This is a genomic window from Pseudomonas sp. MIACH, assembly GCF_001269925.1.
Taxonomy (GTDB): domain Bacteria; phylum Pseudomonadota; class Gammaproteobacteria; order Pseudomonadales; family Pseudomonadaceae; genus Aquipseudomonas.
Genome location: NZ_LHVO01000046.1, coordinates 93,207 through 110,939, shown reverse-complemented (window position 1 = coordinate 110,939; position 17,733 = coordinate 93,207). Strand labels below are relative to the sequence as shown.

General features: G+C 60.7%; 10 protein-coding genes, 1 pseudogene and 1 riboswitch. Of the genes and pseudogenes, 1 reads left to right on the top strand and 10 read right to left on the bottom strand.

The window, feature by feature from the left end; all coding sequences use genetic code 11:
• Positions 1 to 14: 14 nt before the first annotated feature.
• The 5 genes from AD670_RS17625 to AD670_RS17605 are packed head-to-tail and all read right to left on the bottom strand — an operon-like array spanning position 15 to position 3,843.
• The gene (locus tag AD670_RS17625) at positions 15 to 845 is read right to left on the bottom strand and encodes a DUF2797 domain-containing protein (RefSeq protein ID WP_053135016.1); all 831 of its coding nucleotides are present in this window, start codon (positions 843 to 845) and stop codon (positions 15 to 17) included.
• Positions 842 to 1,102 (bottom strand): YeaC family protein, encoded by a 261-nt coding sequence (locus tag AD670_RS17620; RefSeq protein WP_017738604.1) that lies wholly within the window; start codon positions 1,100 to 1,102, stop codon positions 842 to 844. Before AD670_RS17620 ends, AD670_RS17625 begins: the two co-directional genes overlap by 4 nt.
• A gap of 13 nt (positions 1,103 to 1,115) precedes the next feature.
• Positions 1,116 to 1,985 (bottom strand): rhomboid family intramembrane serine protease, encoded by an 870-nt coding sequence (locus AD670_RS17615; RefSeq protein ID WP_053135013.1) that lies wholly within the window; start codon positions 1,983 to 1,985, stop codon positions 1,116 to 1,118.
• Entirely contained in the window at positions 1,982 to 2,956 is a 975-nt protein-coding gene (locus AD670_RS17610; protein ID WP_371263186.1) for a metallophosphoesterase, read from the bottom strand. Before AD670_RS17610 ends, AD670_RS17615 begins: the two co-directional genes overlap by 4 nt.
• On the bottom strand, positions 2,953 to 3,843 hold the full coding sequence (locus AD670_RS17605) for an NAD(+) kinase (RefSeq protein WP_003190745.1): 891 nt from the start codon (positions 3,841 to 3,843) through the stop codon (positions 2,953 to 2,955). The genes AD670_RS17610 and AD670_RS17605 overlap by 4 nt, the downstream gene beginning before the upstream one ends.
• A 146-nt stretch (positions 3,844 to 3,989) precedes the next feature.
• Between AD670_RS17605 and AD670_RS17600 the strand changes: the two genes are divergently transcribed.
• Positions 3,990 to 4,937 (top strand): DUF1853 family protein, encoded by a 948-nt coding sequence (locus AD670_RS17600; RefSeq protein ID WP_053135007.1) that lies wholly within the window; start codon positions 3,990 to 3,992, stop codon positions 4,935 to 4,937.
• 126 nt (positions 4,938 to 5,063) lie between these two features.
• Here the strand turns inward: AD670_RS17600 and AD670_RS17595 are convergent, their stop codons facing one another.
• The 5 genes and pseudogenes from AD670_RS17595 to AD670_RS17575 all read right to left on the bottom strand — a co-directional run.
• Complete coding sequence (locus AD670_RS17595; protein WP_053135344.1) at positions 5,064 to 5,666, bottom strand: VWA domain-containing protein; 603 nt, start codon at positions 5,664 to 5,666, stop codon at positions 5,064 to 5,066.
• A gap of 53 nt (positions 5,667 to 5,719) precedes the next feature.
• A complete protein-coding gene (locus AD670_RS17590; protein ID WP_053135005.1) occupies positions 5,720 to 6,718 on the bottom strand; it encodes an ATP-binding protein in 999 nt (332 codons plus the stop codon).
• The gene (gene cobN / locus AD670_RS17585) at positions 6,718 to 10,479 is read right to left on the bottom strand and encodes a cobaltochelatase subunit CobN (RefSeq protein WP_053135002.1); all 3,762 of its coding nucleotides are present in this window, start codon (positions 10,477 to 10,479) and stop codon (positions 6,718 to 6,720) included. Before cobN ends, AD670_RS17590 begins: the two co-directional genes overlap by 1 nt.
• Positions 10,480 to 10,482: 3 nt before the next feature.
• A complete protein-coding gene (cobW, locus tag AD670_RS17580) occupies positions 10,483 to 11,544 on the bottom strand; it encodes a cobalamin biosynthesis protein CobW (protein WP_053134998.1) in 1,062 nt (353 codons plus the stop codon).
• Positions 11,545 to 11,636: 92 nt separating this feature from the next.
• A riboswitch (cobalamin riboswitch) is annotated at positions 11,637 to 11,837 on the bottom strand.
• Between the two features lie 94 nt (positions 11,838 to 11,931).
• A pseudogene (locus tag AD670_RS17575) lies at positions 11,932 to 17,709 on the bottom strand (DUF3320 domain-containing protein); the annotation flags it as partial.
• Positions 17,710 to 17,733 lie beyond the last annotated feature (24 nt).

The window sequence follows — 17,733 nt, the reverse complement described above, 5'->3', positions numbered from 1 at the left end:
GGGTGGCATCCTTTTTACTGATGCACGGCGAGCTGGTAGGCCGTGTACTTACGAATATTGATAACGCCGGTGTCGAAGATCAGGTATTGGCCCTTGATCCCCAGCAGCGTGCCTTCGGCAATCGGGTTTTTGTCCAGGTTGAAGCTGACGATCTTGGCCGGATACTGCTCCACCGGGTAGCGGATTTCCAACGGTTCGAGGTCGGTTACCGGTTGGATGGCTTGCAGGCCGAAGCGTTCCTGCAATTGCAGCAGGCCATCGGCGCAGGAGGCGAACAACTCGTCGCGCACTTGCTTGAGGTCCACCGCCGCCGCGTCGCCCTTGAGCAACGCACGCCAATTGGTCTTGTCCGCGACCTGGCTGCGCAACACATCCTCGACAAACCCGGACTGCTGGCGCGTAGCCACGCGCATGATCGGCAGCGCCTGGCTGGCGCCCTGGTCCAGCCAACGCGTGGGCAATTGGGTGGCACGGGTAATACCGACCTTGATGCCCGACGAATTGGCCAGGTACACCACATGGTCGGTCATGCAGAATTTCTCGCCCCAGCCTGGATCACGGCAGGTGCCCGCGTCGTAATGGCAACGCTCGGGGCTCATGATGCACAAGTCACACTGGGCCAGCTTGGTCATGCACGGGTAGCAATAACCCTGGCTGAAGCTGGTCTTGGTCTTGCGGCCGCAATGGCTGCAATGGATGGCCCCGAGGTATTCGAGGCGCACATGGGTGCCGATCAACGGGTTGACCGGCACCTCGGTATCGCCTAGGCGAAACGCGTATTGAACGGTCGGCTCACCGAGTTGCGCCGACATTTTGCTGACTGCACCGCGACCAATTTCAATCAATGGATCGCATCCGACTTGAACAGGATATTCGGCACGGTGGTCGACTTCGACTGACACTCCTGCGGGCCCATGTAACCGGTGCGCTGGTCTTCCGGCAGGTTCTGGATCTCCCAGGCGATCATGGCTTGCAGGGACAATTCACGCTGCTCGGCGCTGAGCTTGCGGCCATCGGACCACTTGCCGATTTCCACGGCGAGCTTGAGGCTCTCGTAGATGTCCGGGGTGATGTTTTCGATCATTTCAGCAAAAGAGGACATTGGCTCTTCCTTATCAAATAGAAGACTTGCGGCGGCTGTAGAGCCCGCCCAGCAAACCTGTGAGGCAACCGATGGCCAGGCCACCGACGTGGGCAGCGTTGGCGATTTCGCCGAAACCGATCATCGACACCAGCCCCGACAGGCACAACACCAGCCACACCAGCATCATCACCAGCACCCCACGGGGCAAGCGATAGGCCGGGTTGGGCGAGAGCAGTTGAAAGATCCAGCAATGCCCGAGCAGGCCATACAGCACGCCGGACAAGCCACCGAACAGGCCGGGGCCACCGTACGCATATTGCGCGTAGTTGGAGACCAGGCTGAACAACAGGGTCAGGCCCAGCAGGTTGATACTGCCCTGGCGCATTTCAATACGCCGGCCCAGCTCCCAGTACCACATGCCATTCATGGCCAGGTGCAGGATGCCGAAGTGGATCAGCATCGGCGTGAACAGCCGCCACCACTGGCCCGAGCCCAACATCTCGGCGAACGGCGTGAACTGGATGTACTCGCCCATCACGCGAAACGGCAGGAAGGTCAGCCAGCTCATGGCTTGCAGGTTTTCACCGAGCAAGGTCACGGCGCCGACAATGATGCTTGCCAGCAGCACCAGCGCCGTTACCGGGCTATGGCGCACTTGCTGGACAAAGCCCGGACGTGTGACCGGCGCCTGTTCGGGAATATCCAGTTGCTGGTCCGGGTCACCGGCGGGAAAGCGCTGGTACAGCACGCGCACGTCATCGCTGATGGTCTCGGGCACCCACAGCACCTGCTCGCCGGCTTCTTCGCTGACGCGATGGGGCACTTGCATGCGTTGCAGCAGTTTCACGAAACCGCCCAGGTCGACGCTCAAAGGCAAGCGCAATACGGGCACGGTACTCATACAATCACCTCGGGCCGCTCAACGTCGACCCATACGAATTTACGCGGATCCAATTGGGTTTCCTGGTCCAGGCGGTACGCCACCAGCTTGCCGTAGAGCACCGCGCTGTAGTCCAGGCACGCCAGGTTCGGGCGGATCGGCGCCGGTTTGCCACTGCGCCAGTAATGGCCGACGAACAGCAACGGTTCATCGGCGCCGTAGCGCAGCAGGGAATTTTTTTCATGGGGCGACAATGGCGTGCGCGCCACCGGCTCCGGCAAGGCGTCGGGCTGGAACACGATGTCGCCGTAGGTTTTCGGATCGTCTTCCCAGAACTTGGTGCGGAAGAACGAACGCGTCAGGCCATCGCCACCGGTCAGCGTCAAGCCGTCTGGCAAGCGCATATCGGTGCCGCGCAACAGGCGATCGAAGGCGTTACAGGCAAAACTGCCGGGCACGGCGGCGGCCTGCAGAAAGTGCTGGTCGATACAGCCATCCGGGAACGTCGCGCGCAGCGGCTGGATAAACCCATCGTCCCAGCACGCATGCACCACGCGGAAACGCCCGGCGTCGACAAACAGCGGCATGTCGTAGAACCAGCCGAGGAAGTCGTGCCAGTCAGCCGGGTGCTGCTCGAACTGGGTCAGGGTTTCGTGGATCAGCCGCTCATGCCGTGGAGTGTGCTCACGCACGAACTGCTTGCCACTGCCCGGTGGTGCCGGCGTGGCCCAGCCCAGGGCGTTGAACTCGTGGTTGCCCATGATGCACAGCGCCTGGCCGGCCTCGGCCATGTCGTGGACGATATGCAGCGCCTCGCGAATGCGCGGGCCACGGTCGATGATATCGCCGAGGAACACCGCCATGCGCGAGGGATGGCGCCAGGTGCCGGCCTGCTTGTGGTAGCCCAACTGGTCGAGCAAGTGCTCAAGGGTATGAGCGCAACCGTGCACGTCACCAATCAGGTCGTAGCTACGCGCGGGATCGAGCATCAGTCGCCTCCACCCCCCAAGCGGCTGCCCCAGCCCAACTTGGTACGGCACACTTCGTAGTAGTTGTGATCCAGCGGGTGGATCAACCGCAACTTCTGGGCCTTTTTGCTCACGGTGATGGTGTCACCGGGGGCGCAGGTGAAATGGTTCTGCCCGTCGCAGGAGACTTGCGGGTAGATCTGCATGTCTTTGGACACCACGATTTTCAGCTCACTGTTGCCATCGACCACAATCGGCCGGCTGGACAACATATGGGGGTACATCGGCACGATCACAATGGCATCGAGCTTGGGATGCATGATCGGGCCACCGGCCGACAGCGCATAGGCGGTGGAGCCGGTCGGCGTCGCGACGATCAGGCCGTCGGCCTTCTGGCTGCACACGAACTGGCCGTCGATATACAGCTCGAATTCGATCATCCGCGTGGACTTGCCTGGGTGCAGCACCACGTCATTGAGCGCATCGCCCTGGCCGATGGCTTCGCCGTGGCGGCGCACTTCGGCCTGCAGCAGGAAGCGGTTTTCCACCAGGTAATGGCCGTCGAGCACCTTGGCCACTTCGACTTCCAGCTCATCCGGGCGGATATCGGTGAGAAAACCCAGGCTGCCACGGTTGATGCCCAGCACCGGCACGTTATGCCTTGCCAGGGCCCGGGCCGCGCCGAGCAGGCTACCGTCGCCGCCGACCACGATGACCATGTCGCAGACTTCGCCGAGCATCTTGCGCGAGGAGGTTTGCAGGCCGTGGCCGGGGAGGATTTCGGCGATGGTGTCTTCGAGGATCACATGCAGGTGGCGTTCCAGCAGGAATTTTTTCAGCCGGCGGACGGTGTCCAACACCTGGGTACTGCCCAGGCGACCGATAATGCCGATATTGCGAAAGTGCTCCATGGGGCTCCTGCGGGATTGGGGGTGTGGCAAAAAAGAAACGATTATGGGCGAAAGGCCGCCTCAGGCAAAATCCTTTGTCGCCGTGAAGCCTTGATGACAACGGTTCTCAGCCACCTGCGCAACGGTTAAAAGGCTATGCTCGGACCATGACTGTGTTCCCGGATTTGCACAACCTGCCCCGCCAGCTGCGCCACCCTGAGGTGCGCGACCTGGCGTGGGTAATGCTTGCCCCGCCGATGCTCGCGCAGACGCCCTGGCCACAGCGCCACCCGCTGGCCGGCAGTGATTGGGTACAGGCGCCCGAGCGCCTGGAACACTGGCTACGCGCACTCGACCAGGACAGCCGCGCCTTGCAGCATTGGTTGAGCCTGTCACGCACGCGGCGCCTGGGCTTGTACTACGAGCGCCTGTGGCAGTTCGCCGTGCAGCACGCGCCGGGGGTGGAGTTGCTCGCCGCCAACCTGCCGATCCGCCGCGCCGGGCACACCCTGGGCGAGCTGGACATGCTGCTGCGCGACCGCGAGGGCGTGCACCACCTGGAATTGGCGATCAAACTCTACCTGGGCCCGCAGGACGGCAACGGCCAAGACACCGCGCAGTGGCTGGGCCCAGGCTGCCACGATCGGCTGGACCGCAAGCTGGCGCACCTGGCCCAGCATCAATTGCCGATTTCGGCGCGCGCGGAGAGCCGTGAGGTGCTGGCGGCGCTGGATATCCAGCAGTTTGATGCGCACCTGTGGCTCGGCGGGTACTTGCTCTATCCCTGGCCTGGACTGGCCGAATCGCCCCACGGCGCCCATCCGCAGCATTTGCGTGGGCGCTGGTTGCATCAGCGTGACTGGCGGGACTTTGTCAGCGCCAGTGCACCTGGCCGCTGGCAACCGCTGCCCCGCCACGCGTGGCTGGCGCCGGCGCACTACCCGGCGGATGAAGTGTGGAGTGAAGAACAGATGCAGGCCTGGCTGGCAGACCTTGATCCGATGGCGCCCGCGCAGTTGCTCGTGCGCATGGTGCAGAACGGCGAGGATTGGGAGGAAGCCGAGCGGTTGTTTCTGGTAGCGGATCTTTGGCCGAATGTGCCGGGGGCTGGCTGATAGAGTGTGTGGTGTATGTGAGGGCCTCATCGGGGGCAAGCCCCCTCCCACATTTGACCGAGTACGCCCTTTGGAATGCAGTCGAGTGTGGGAGGGGGCTTGCCCCCGATGACGGTGGTACCGCCACTACAACTTATCGATATGCCGATAATCCAACTGCAACCCCGCCGCCAACTCCTGGGCCCGCCCCAGCCTGATCGGCCCGCGCTCGATATCCACCAGCAACCCCGCACACGCCAATAACGGCAACCCGGCGATGTCCTTCAGCCGCCCATCCGTGATCACCAGCACGCGCCGCTGCTCAGCCGGATACCGCTTGCGTCGCGCCACCAGCCAATTCGCCGCCTCGGTCAGCGCCGCCAGCAACGGCGTACCACCGCCCGCACCCAGTTGATCCAGCCAGCCCGCCAGGCCTTTCGCTGCTTTCAACCCCTGTACCTGCCACTTCGGCGCCTGCCCGCTGGCCGTCAGCAATGCCATACGCGCGCGCTGTCGATAAGCATCGTCAAACAACTGGGCGAGCAAGCCCTTCGCATCGGTTAATGCACGATGCCGCCGGGTGGAGGCCGACGCATCCACGATCACCAGCCACAACTCATGGGCCGAACGGCTGCGCAGGTGGTAGCGCAGCTCTTCACGGGAGTGCGGTCGGCCACCGAGCAAGGTGCCCGGCCAGTTGATCGAACCCTGCTGCGCACTGCGCGCCTTGCCCTGCCTGCCGTTGTCCAGTCGCCCCGCCTTGGGCCGGGCATCCGCCCCCGCGTCAGGTCGGGGGCGAACGCCTAGGGCTTTTTTGGCCAGGCAGGCACGTCTCGGCGAGTGCCCGTGGGCAGGGCCGGCGCGGGCATGTCGCCCCATTGGCCTTGGCCGGGCGACGTGTCCGAGGGTGTCGGTGACTGCCCTTGATGGGGTGGGCTGGCCGGTGGGGATTGCTCTTGGCGACGGTGGCGCAAGGCAAATTCCGCCACCGCTTCGATGTCTTCTTCGGCAATTCTATCCGCGCCCCGCCACGCCGCATGGGCCCGGGCGCCGCGCAGCCAGACCAGGTCAGCCCGCAAGCCGTCGACACCTGCGGCAAAGCAACGCTCGGTGATCTGCGCCAAGGCCTGATCATCCAGTTCGATACTGTCCAACTGCGCCCGCGCCTGGGTGCAGCGCTCGCGCAACGCCGCCTGTTGTTCGGCCCATTGCGTGCAGAAAGCGGCGGGGTCGCTGTCGAAATCCAGGCGACGCCGGATGATCTGCCCACGCTCGGCCGGCACCGTCTGCCCACTCAGCGCCACGTTGAAGCCGAAGCGGTCCAGCAGTTGCGGGCGCAACTCGCCCTCCTCCGGGTTCATCGTGCCGATCAGTACAAAGCGCGCCGAATGGCGATGGGAGATGCCGTCGCGTTCGATCAGGTTGGTGCCGCTGGCGGCGACGTCGAGCAACAGGTCCACCAGGTGATCAGGCAACAAGTTGACTTCATCCACATACAACACGCCGCCGTCGGCCTTGGCCAGCACGCCAGGGGAAAACTGCGCGCGGCCTTCGCCCAGCGCGGCATCCAGGTCCAGGGTACCCACCAGGCGCTCTTCGGTGGCGCCCAGCGGCAAGGTGACGAACTGCCCGCTGGCCAGCAGATCCGCCAAACCACGGGCCAGGGTGGATTTGGCCATGCCGCGTGGGCCTTCGATCAGCACGCCGCCGATCTTCGGGTCGATGGCGGTCAGGCACAGCGCCAGTTTCAGCTCATCGGCGCCGACCACGGCGGACAGTGGGAAATGCGGAGTATCAGTCATCAGCTGTCTTCTTCTATATCCAGCAACAGGTTTTCCAGCGCCTCGCGGTACGCCCCCGGCTCCTGCCACAGGCCACGCTGCTGGGCTTCGAGCATGCGCTCGGTCATGTCGCGCAGCGCTGCGGGGTTGTGCTGCTGCACAAACGCGCGGGTGTCAGGGTCCAGCAGGTAGGCGTCGGCAAGCAAAGCATATTGATGATCGTCGATCAGCGCCGTGGTGGCGTCGAAGGCGAACAGATTGTCCACGGTCGCGGCCATTTCGAACGCGCCTTTATAGCCATGGCGCTTCACCCCTTCGATCCACTTGGGGTTGGCGGCGCGGGAACGGATCACCCGGTTCAGCTCTTCCTTCAAGGTACGAATCCTGGGCAGGTCCGGCTGGCTGTGGTCGCCATGGTAGCTCGCGGCCTTGTCGCCACTCAGGGTTTCCACGGCGGCGAGCATGCCGCCCTGGAACTGGTAGTAGTCGTTGGAGTCGAGCAGGTCGTGCTCGCGGTTATCCTGGTTCTGCAACACCGCCTGCACCTGGCTCAGGCGCTGGGCGAACTGCTCGCGGGCGGCGGTGCCTTCATCGGATCCGCCATAGGCGTAGCCGCCCCAGTTCAGGTAGACCTCGGCCAAGTCCTCGCGGCTTTGCCAAAGACGCCCGTCAATGGCGCCCTGCACGCCGGCGCCATAGGCACCGGGCTTGGCCCCGAAGATACGCCAGCCGGCCTGTTTCGCCGCTGCTTCGTCATCCAACCCGGACGCCAGCAACGCCGCCCGCTCACTGCGCACCTTGGCGGCCAGCGGGTTCATGTCGTCCGGTTCATCCAGGGCCGCCACCGCTTGCACCGCCGCGTCGAACAGGCGGATCAGGTTAGCGAACGCATCACGGAAAAATCCGGACACGCGCAGCGTGACGTCAACGCGCGGGCGGTCCAGCAGGCTGATCGGCAGGATTTCAAAGTCATCCACCCGTTGACTGCCGGTGGCCCACACCGGCCGTACGCCCATCAGCGCCATGGCCTGGGCGATGTCGTCACCACCGGTGCGCATGGTGGCCGTGCCCCACACCGACAGGCCGAGTTGGCGCAGGTGGTCGCCGTGGTCCTGCAGGTGCCGCTCAAGAATCAGGTTGGCCGACTGGAAGCCGATGCGCCACGCGGTGGTCGTGGGCAGGTTGCGCACATCGACGGTGAAGAAATTACGCCCGGTCGGCAGCACATCCAGGCGCCCGCGGCTTGGCGCGCCGCTTGGCCCTGCGGGCACAAAACGCCCGCCGAGGGCATCCAGCAAGCCGCGCATTTCCGCCGGGCCACAGGCGTCCAAGCGCGGCGCCACGACGATGCGCAGGCTTTCTATCACTGCCTTCACATCCTCCCAGCCAGGCTCTTCAAGTTGCTCGACCGGCCCTTCCAGCGCCTGCTCGATCAGTCGCGCAGCGTACAGTTCCAGGCGCTCGCGGGTATCACCGGCGGTACGCCACAACTGCGTATCGATCGTCTGCAACACCGCCGGGCGGCGTCCGGTCCACGGTTCGGCCAGGGCGCAGTCCAGCGGGTCAAAGTCCAATTCGAAGGCTTTGGCCACCACGCGCAGCAGGCTCGATTGCGGGCCACGGCCATCGCCACGGGGGATACGCAACAAGGCCAGCAACGTGTCGATCCGCAAGCGCCCCTGCGGCGACTCGCCAAAGATATGCAGGCCGTCGCGAATCTGCGATTCCTTCAAGTCACACAGGTAGGTGTCCAGGCGCGGCAGCCAGATCGCCGCATCGGCGTCGCCATCCAGTTCAAGCTCCTGGTCGATGCGGGTTTCGCGCACCAGTTTGAGGATGTCTTTTTGCAGCTCGCGGGCCCGGCGTGGATCGAGCAGTTGGGCTTCGTAGTATTCGTCTGCCAACAGCTCAAGGTCGCGCAGCGGCCCGTAGGTTTCGGCGCGGGTCAGCGGCGGCATCAGGTGGTCGATGATCACCGCCTGGGTGCGCCGCTTGGCCTGCGCGCCCTCGCCCGGGTCGTTGACGATAAACGGGTAGATGTTCGGCAGCGGCCCCAGCAGCGCATCCGGCCAGCAGTTTTCCGAGAGCCCCACGCCCTTGCCCGGCAGCCATTCCAGGTTGCCGTGCTTGCCCACATGGATCACGCCATGGGCGCCGTAGGTGTGGCGTAACCAGAGGTAGAACGCCAGGTAGCCATGGGGCGGCACCAGGTCCGGGTCGTGATACACCGCGCTGGCATCCACCTGGTAACCCCGGGCCGGCTGGATACCGACGAAGGTCAGGCCCAGGCGCAGGCCCGCGATCATCAGGCGGCCGTCGCGGAACATCGGATCGTTTTGCGGCGTGCCCCAACGCTCCAGCACCGCCTGGCGATTGGACTCAGGCAGGCGCTGAAACATCGCCTCGTAGTCATCCAGGCCCAGGCTTTGATGGCAGGGGCGCAGGTCGAGGCTGTCGAGATCGTTGGTGACGCCGCCGAGCAGATCATGGATCAGCGCAGTGCCGCTCTCGGGCAGTTGATCCGGCACCGGATAACCTTCGGCCTGCAGGGCGCGCAGGATATTCAGCGCGGCAGCCGGGGTGTCCAGGCCCACGCCATTGCCGATGCGGCCGTCGCGGGTCGGGTAGTTGGCGAGGATCAGGGCGATGCGTTTATCCGCATTCGGCACCCGTGCCAGCTCGACCCAACGGCGCGCCAGTTCAGCGACGAAATTCATGCGTTCGGGCGCTGCGCGGTAGCACACCACGTCCGACTGGCTGCGCTCGCTGCGCCAGGCCAGATCCTTGAAGCTGATCGGCCGGCTGATAATCCGCCCGTCCAACTCGGGCAAGGCAATGTGCATCGCCAGGTCGCGCGGGCCAAGGCCTTGCTCGCTGGCCTGCCAACCGGGCTGGTTATCCTGGGCACAGATCGCCTGGATCACCGGGATATTACGGCGAAACGGGCGCAGATGCGGGGCTTCGGGGCTGGATTGGGCAAAACCGGTGGTGTTCAGGATCACCGCCGCGCCGACCTCATCCAGCAGGTCCTCGACCACCGTCAGGCAGCCGGGTTCTTTCAAACTGGCCACCGCCATCGGCAACGGGTTAAGGCCCGCCGCCTGCAAGCGCTGGCAGAACACATCGATAAAACCGGTATTGGCCGCCTGCAAGTGCGAGCGGTAGAACAGCACCGCTGCCACGGGCCAATCCGCGTGCCAATCGGTCTGCCAGTCATTGAGGCGAGGGTTGGCTTTGTGCGGGTGATAGATCGCGGTGCGCGGCAAGGTCTGCGGCTCGGCCCACGGGTAATCGCGGTCCAAGTAGCCGCTGGCCAGGCAGCGGAAAAAATCCAGCGCGTTAGCGAGACCGCCCTGGCGCAGGAAGTGCCACAGGCGGTCGCGCTGTTCGGCATTCACCGTGCTCAGGCCGCTGAGCTCCGGGTCCGGGCGATCATCCCCCGGCACCAGGATCAGCGTAACGCCGCGCTCGGCCAGCTCCACCAGACGCTCGATGCCATAGCGCCAATAACCGATGCCGCCGTGCAGCGAAATCAGGATGACCTTGGCGTGACGCAGCACTTCATCCACATACAGGTCAACCGAGGCATGGTTCTGCACCTGCATCGGGTTGGCCAGGCGCAGGCTGGGGTAATCCTCGGGCAACTGCTGGGCGGCTTCGGCCAGCAGCGCCAGGCTGGAATCGCCGCTGCACAGGATCACCAGTTCGGCGGGGGTTTGGCCAAGGTCTGCAATATTGTCGTCCGCGACGAAACCACCGGGCTGAGTCCTGAGCAGGTGCATGGGTTAAACGCTGAGGGCAGCGCGCAGTTGCGCTTCGAGGCCCGCTGCGTCCAGCTCCTGGCCGATCAGCACCAGCCGCGTGACGCGCGGTTCATCAGCGCCCCAGGCGCGGTCGAAGTGCTTATCGAAACGCGTGCCCACGCCCTGGATCAGCAGGCGCATCGGTTTGTTCGGGATGGCGGCGAAGCCTTTGACGCGCAGGATGCCGTGCTGAACCACCAACTGGTTCAGGGCGCCGAGCAGCAGTGCTTCGTCGGCTTGCGGCAGGTCGATGGAGATGGAATCGAAGGCATCGTGATCATGATCGTCCTCACCTTCGTGATGATGATCGTGGTGGCTATGGCGAGCATCGATATGTTCTTCGGAACCCGCGCCCAGGCCGATCAATACGTCCAACGGCAGGCGACCGCTGCTGGCTTCGATGATCTTCACCGCTGGTGGTAGTTCTTCGGCGACTTCCAGGCGTACACGGGCCAGGTCTTCGGCGCTGATCAGGTCGGATTTGTTGAGGATTACCAGGTCGGCGCTGGCCAGTTGGTCGGCAAACAGCTCGTGCAGCGGCGATTCGTGGTCCAGGTTCGGGTCGAGTTTGCGCTGGGCATCGACCTGATCCGGGAACGCGGCGAACGTGCCGGCGGCCACGGCCGGGCTGTCGACCACGGTGATGACCGCATCAACCGTGCAGGCGCTGCGGATTTCCGGCCACTGGAAGGCCTGTACCAACGGTTTTGGCAGGGCCAGGCCCGAGGTTTCGATGAGGATATGGTCGAGGTCGCCACGACGGGCGACCAGTTCGCGCATCACCGGGAAGAACTCTTCCTGCACCGTGCAGCACAGGCAGCCGTTGGCCAGCTCGTACACGCGGCCGTTGGCCTCTTCTTCGGTGCAGCCGATGGAGCACTGCTTGAGGATCTCACCGTCGATGCCCAGCTCGCCGAACTCGTTGACGATCACCGCAATACGACGGCCCTGGGCGTTGTCGAGCATATGGCGCAGCAAGGTGGTTTTACCCGAGCCGAGGAAGCCGGTAACGATGGTGACGGGAAGTTTGGCCAGTGTTTTCATCGGATGCCCTTTGGGGCGGGCATACGGGACGATAGGCCCTGCGGCGGCGCGCAGCAGCAGATTTCGTCACCGGATCACCCCGCCCGGTTGAATTGGAAAATCGGTTACGAGGCAGGTCTCCTGGCTTGGGGCTTGCGGGTCTTGCGACCGGCGCTGGCTGCGCCTTCCCGCCGCAGTGGCAGTGGCGTGGCAGTCAGATAAACCCTTCACAGTTGCGGGGGCAGCCGCGGCTTGAACCGCGTTCCCTTCTTAGCTTCGGCGTGGGCCGAAGAACCTCGAAGGTGCAAGGCTACGCAGTGCGCGGGGGATGGTCAATGTCGGCGACTTTCAAGTGACTATCCTCGAAGAGACGACCGAGATGGCTTACCCCCACGCTATACCTCGTGATTAGAAATCAGTAGCAGACCTTACGACTGACTCGATCCGCTCACGCCCTGCACTCGTCAAACGCTTCACACCAAATGTCTTGGCAATTTCCAAAGGCTGGTCACCCGCTGAAATCAAAGACGCCACTAACAGCAACTCTTCAGCAGCTATTTCTTCGACAGAACGGGCATCGTCAAGTGCGCCTGGTGTTCGATATAGATTCCAGTTCAACACATCGCTTTGCGAGTGCCAGACGAACTGCCCTTCCACCGGGTCGCTTTTCAAATGGTGATGCTGCTCGGTCAATTCGAGAACACGCTCCCGGATCAAGCGACCGGACCGTTGAAATCCATGCGCCCTTGCAATTCGCTGTACCAACAGTGAATCCAGAATCGGTGCTTCATGGATCAGCACATGGGAAATCAGGTCTTTCAGAACCGGATCATACGCCTCCGAGTAAAACGCATCCGCGCGAATCCTTTCACTCACACTGGTGAAGTCCGTGACTCGATATTCACCTTTGACAGCAGGATGGGCTGAAACCGAGGCTGCCCTGGCAACTTTGAGCTCCGGAGGCTCGTTTATCGCCAGGCTACTCACAGAAGCTGCAACGATATCTTCTGCCTGATCCTGGACGGATAGAGATGAATCACTACCGACGAGTGTCAAAGGTGGAATGAATACCTGCTGCTCTCCATAAACAACCACTTCAGGGGTAGCCCGGGATTCAACCAGCAGCGCTTCAAGAGCTGCGTGCAGACGATCAAGAGCTCCGGACTTGTCGATCCACCAATCTGTGGACCACAATCGCACCAGCTTCCAGCCCAAACCTTGCAGAATCGCGCTTCGCACCTTGTCACGGTCGCGCGCCGTCGCCGCACTGTGATAAGTCGCACCATCACATTCGACGCCAGCAAGGTAATCACCGGGGCGGTCTGGATGCACGATGCCCAAATCAAGACGGAAGCGGGATACGCCAATTTGCGGAACGACTTGCCAGCCTTTGCGTCTCAAACCTTGGGCGACAGCTTCTTCAAAGGGAGAGTCGTATCCACCCACCGAGCCCTGTATCGCTTCGGCTAACGCTCTCGGCCCACGCTGGGCAAACTCAATGAAGTGTTTTAGATCACGTACGGCTCTTGCATTGGTGCGATTCAAGTCGATCATCGAAGCATCAAAAGATGAAAAGACCAGCATTTCCCGGCGAGCGCGGGTTATTGCTACGTTCAATCGACGCCAGCCGCCCTCTTTATTCAGGGGACCGAAGTTCATCGACATGACCTGAGCACCGGGTTCCGTTGGCCCATACCCAATGCCGAGCATAATCAAATCGCGCTCATCGCCCTGTACGGTTTCCAGGTTTTTGACTACCACCGGTTCAGGTTGATCATCTTGAAAAAACGGCTCAATTTGCGGGAACTGTTGCCGCGCTTTATCCAGCAGGTCAGTAATCAGTCGTTGTTGATCGCTGTTAAGCGTGATGATGCCAATCGTATGACCCGCAGCGATAAAGGCCGGATCCATCAAGCGCTTAACCGTTTCGGCGACGATGGCCTCGGCCTCGGCCTGGTTATTACGACCCTTGCCCTTCGCATACACGCCGTCAACACGTCGCCATTCGACCGTGCTCGCACGCGTTTGCGCGGCTGGGAACGTAATCAAGTTGCTGTCGTAATAACGATGATTGGAAAATGCGATCAAGCTCTCGTGACGGCTACGGTAGTGCCAACTGAGGCTGTGACTTGGGATACCTGCACCCAGACATTCGTCGAGGATGCTTTCCATATCTTCCGCAGTGTCGTCTTCAGAGGCGGATGCCGCACGATTGAAGAAGTTGGTCGGCGGCATTTGCCGAGGGTCGCCCGCAATCACCACTTGCTTGCCTCTGGCAATAGAGCCAATGGCATCCCAAGGTGCTATCTGCGATGCTTCATCGAAGATCACTAGGTCGAAAAGCTGGAGATCCGCAGGAAGGTATTGAGCAATCGACAACGGACTCATCAGCATGCATGGCGCGAGCTTAGGTAACGCATCACCCATTTCCACAGCCAATTGACGCACCGGTTTGTGACGTCGAGACTTCTGCAACTCATGCTTCAAGACACCAAAACCACCTTGTTTACCGATGTCATTTTTCGATGGAATCGAGCCACAAAGTTTCGCGCGAATGTAACGCACAGTAAGCCTAGATAAATCGTCATCCAAGCGCACAAACGCTTCAATATCGCTGGTGTGCTCAACAGGAACGAAGTTGCGCAACAATGGTTCTGCGTCAATCGCCCCAGTTGCAAACCAGCGCGCATAAGCTGTTTCGAACACACTCAGGGTGCCTCCCTCGGGCAATGCATTTGCCGCCAGAGCGTCGCTTAGGGGTTGCAGTCCCACTGCCAGCGCCTCGTCCCTGACTCGACACCAGTCGCACCAAGCCTTCAGCTTTGAGGATTGTCGAGTGACTGCACTGGACACATCAAACAGTGCTTCGATTGACAGCTTGGCCTCGCAGGGTCGATTACAAAGTTCGTAAAAACGTTGGGTTCCCTGATTAAAGTCCCCCAGTACATCCTTCAATACGTGCAACGCGGAAGAAATAAAACCACCTGCACCCAATAGCTCATTGGCTTTCACGACCAGTTTTTCAGTCGTCTCCCTAAGGGAAATCAGGTGCTCTGGCGATTGCGCACTTGAACTGATGATAGCCCTTAAGCGTTCGCCCAACTCACAGGCTGCGGTCATGGCCACACCATCACTAGCCAAACCGCTCCACCCAGGCACTGTACTCAATTCTGAGGACACTCCATCCAGAGCGGCGAGCAAGGTTTGCATTTCATTGAGCTTGGGCAGATCGGCTTCGACGTCCGGCAGCCCTACCGCGCCACCTGCGCCGGCCAGATTTTTGGCAACTGTTTTCTTACCCAGGGTTGCGAAGAACCAGAACTTTTCCTTGGCCCGACTCCATTCCTCCTTGAATACGGCAAGCTCGAGCGTGCGACATACACCCTCGCTGTACCGGACAGAGAGCGAACTTTCGATTGATCGATAATCAGCCAAAAGTTGCGATGCTTTTTTTGCCGAGCTGATCTTGGCACTGACATTCAGCGTGAAGACAAATGAGAGATCAATGCCATGGGCATCAATCAGCAAGGTGACAAACCGTACAAGCTGCTCGAAATCCTCAGTACTCTCGACAGCGAGCGGGAGGCTCGTTGCCTTGAGAAGGTTGGCACCGGCGACTTTGAGTCGTTCGATTTTATCTGGCATCTCTTGTGCGGCAGCGACAATCGCCTCTTGCCATCCATTCGACCAATCTGTAGGCGCCATCAGTGCAAAATCTTTCGACAGCTCACGCGCGGCCTGACTGTTCAAGTCGAGACGTCGCGCCAACTCTTTCATCATCAAGTAAGTGTGCGAGTCGTGAACCGTTCCGGACGGCCACGTCAATCGCGGCAACGACTCGTTCCAATCCCGTACTACCCGCCCGATGGCTAGGTGCACCGACAGACCGTTAGGTGAGCGTTGATGGAGCAACTCGACAACTTGATTGAGCCGGTTTCGCAGCTTATGCAGCTTGGCCGTTTCGTCAGCCCATTCATCCGCACTCAGCGCATCACGAACATCCCAGGCGCGTTCGAGCTGCTTAAGTACTTCAACCTTGGACGTCTTACTCGAGTGAAGCTCGAGGCAAAACTCGCCCAGCCCCTTTTCTTCAAGCCGTCTATACACCACATCAAGCGCGGCCATCTTTTCAGCAACAAACAACACCCTTCGTCCAAGCGCAAGGTTGTGCGCAATCATGTTGGCAATAGTTTGGGATTTACCTGTGCCTGGCGGCCCATCGAGTACAAAATCACAACCACTGGATGACGCAACCACAGCAGACAGTTGAGAGGAGTCCGCTGGTAGTGGGGTAAATAAATTCGCAGGGTTGACCTTTCGATCCAACTCGTGGGGTTGCGGAAACTCTCCAGAGGTCGCATAACTGTCACCGCCTAGGCTTCGCTCCAACAGGTGCTTGACCATCGGACTCTTCAGCAGCTGCTCTGAACGAGCTGCCAAATCTTGCCACATAAGGTACTTGGCGAATGAAAATGTCCCCAGTACGAGTTCTGTAGTGACCTCAAATCCCGGCACATCCCTGACAGCGCGTCTCACGATGTTCCAGATACCAGCCACATCAATACCGCTGTCATCCGTTGGTAGCTCACGATCCAAACCAGGGATAACCAGTTCGAAGTCATGTCGCAGTAACTCAAGCAAGGTCAAGTTGAAGCGCGGCTCATCTTCCAGCAACGTCATCGTCACGCCGGACAACGCACTTTTACGATCAAGTTTGACCGGCAGCAAAATCAACGGAGCTGAATAGCTCTTCTGGTCATCCGCGGATTTTTTCCATTTCAGAAAGCCCAAGGCGAGAAACAAGGTATTCGCGCCGCCCTCATCGAGATCACTTCGGGCCTTGCGATACAAGTCGATCATGGCGACTTCAAGCTTGGCTTTCTCAAGTGTAGCGAGCACCTCCCCCCTGGCCAGAGCCGACCTCGCATACTCGTCGCGCAGGTTTTCACGATTCTGCTGCTCATACAGCGCAGCATCTCTACCACCAGCAGCAAGGTCAGGCACCGAGACAATTCGAATGCGTTTACCGCTGGACAACTGATCTTCCAGTTCAGTTGGATCAGGACAAATTAGCCGCACACCCTTGGCGCTGTCCGGCAGATGCAGGAGCCGATTGCGGGTGGTCAAATCCAAGAGTTTGCGTTGCCATAACGTTAGCTTACCGGCGGGCGAATCCGAATCGGTAGACATCTCAACGTCAAATGGTGGCAGTGCCGGAGCGATCTCCAAGCCCTCAAGCACAGTCGCCGCCTCTTGGTCAGCATCCGGTTTGATGGCAGACACTGAAGTTGCGAGAGGTCGGATGCGCTGCATACGTGCGCGATGCAAATCAACAGCCATGATGAAATCTTCATCATTGATTTGTCGCTCACCAGCATTGATTGCCTGACTGAAGCTCGGAACCGGAAACTGAGTGGCTAGAGTGGTTTCAAATACCAGTGCTTCTTTCAAATCAATGCGTTTACGCACCGCAGCCGCTTCATCAGTAATTAACTGGGAGAATTCTTGAGGCTGAAGCCAGACACCCACGAACGCATGACCCTTGGTCAGAATCAGCAGCGCATTGAGGCCGGCCTGCTCCAGCGCTCCAGCGAACAGAAGCGCAGTGTCCAAGCACGTAGCTACGCGTCCGTCCAAGACAAGTCCCGGCGACCTAACCTTTTGTCCACGGGTTTCAAAGCTTGCAGGCGGTAGCGCATAACTCAGTCTCAGCCCGCAAACTGCCGACCAAATAGCGGAAGTCAGCTCCCATGTTCGAGCTCGGGACTTACGCTCGTATCCATCAATACCATCCGGTTTGCCAGCTCGACGCAGTACGTCCGATGCCGACTTGAGTATCCGATCAACTGCTGGGTCATTTGGCATCGCGAACGCAGGCAATAGCTCCGGCATGGCATTCACACCACCCCACTCATTTTTCGCGAGAAGCTCCACAGAAAAGGTCTGAATAGCCAGAACCTCGTCCTTGCAGCGAAGTCGCAGAACAAGCGTTGCAGCCAGGCTTTCAGCAAGATCAGCCAAATAGCCGGCATTCAATGTCAGATTGCGATCTGAAATATGCAGGGTTGAATCTTTGCCTAGACGATCAAGACGCCAAACCTTTCCTTCCAGGAAAGGCGGGTCAGCCACCAGCTCCAACTCAAGATCGTTGTAATCCGCCTCACCATCATTGTGTACCGTCAGTTTGAATCGCCTCGGGTTTCGTAGACA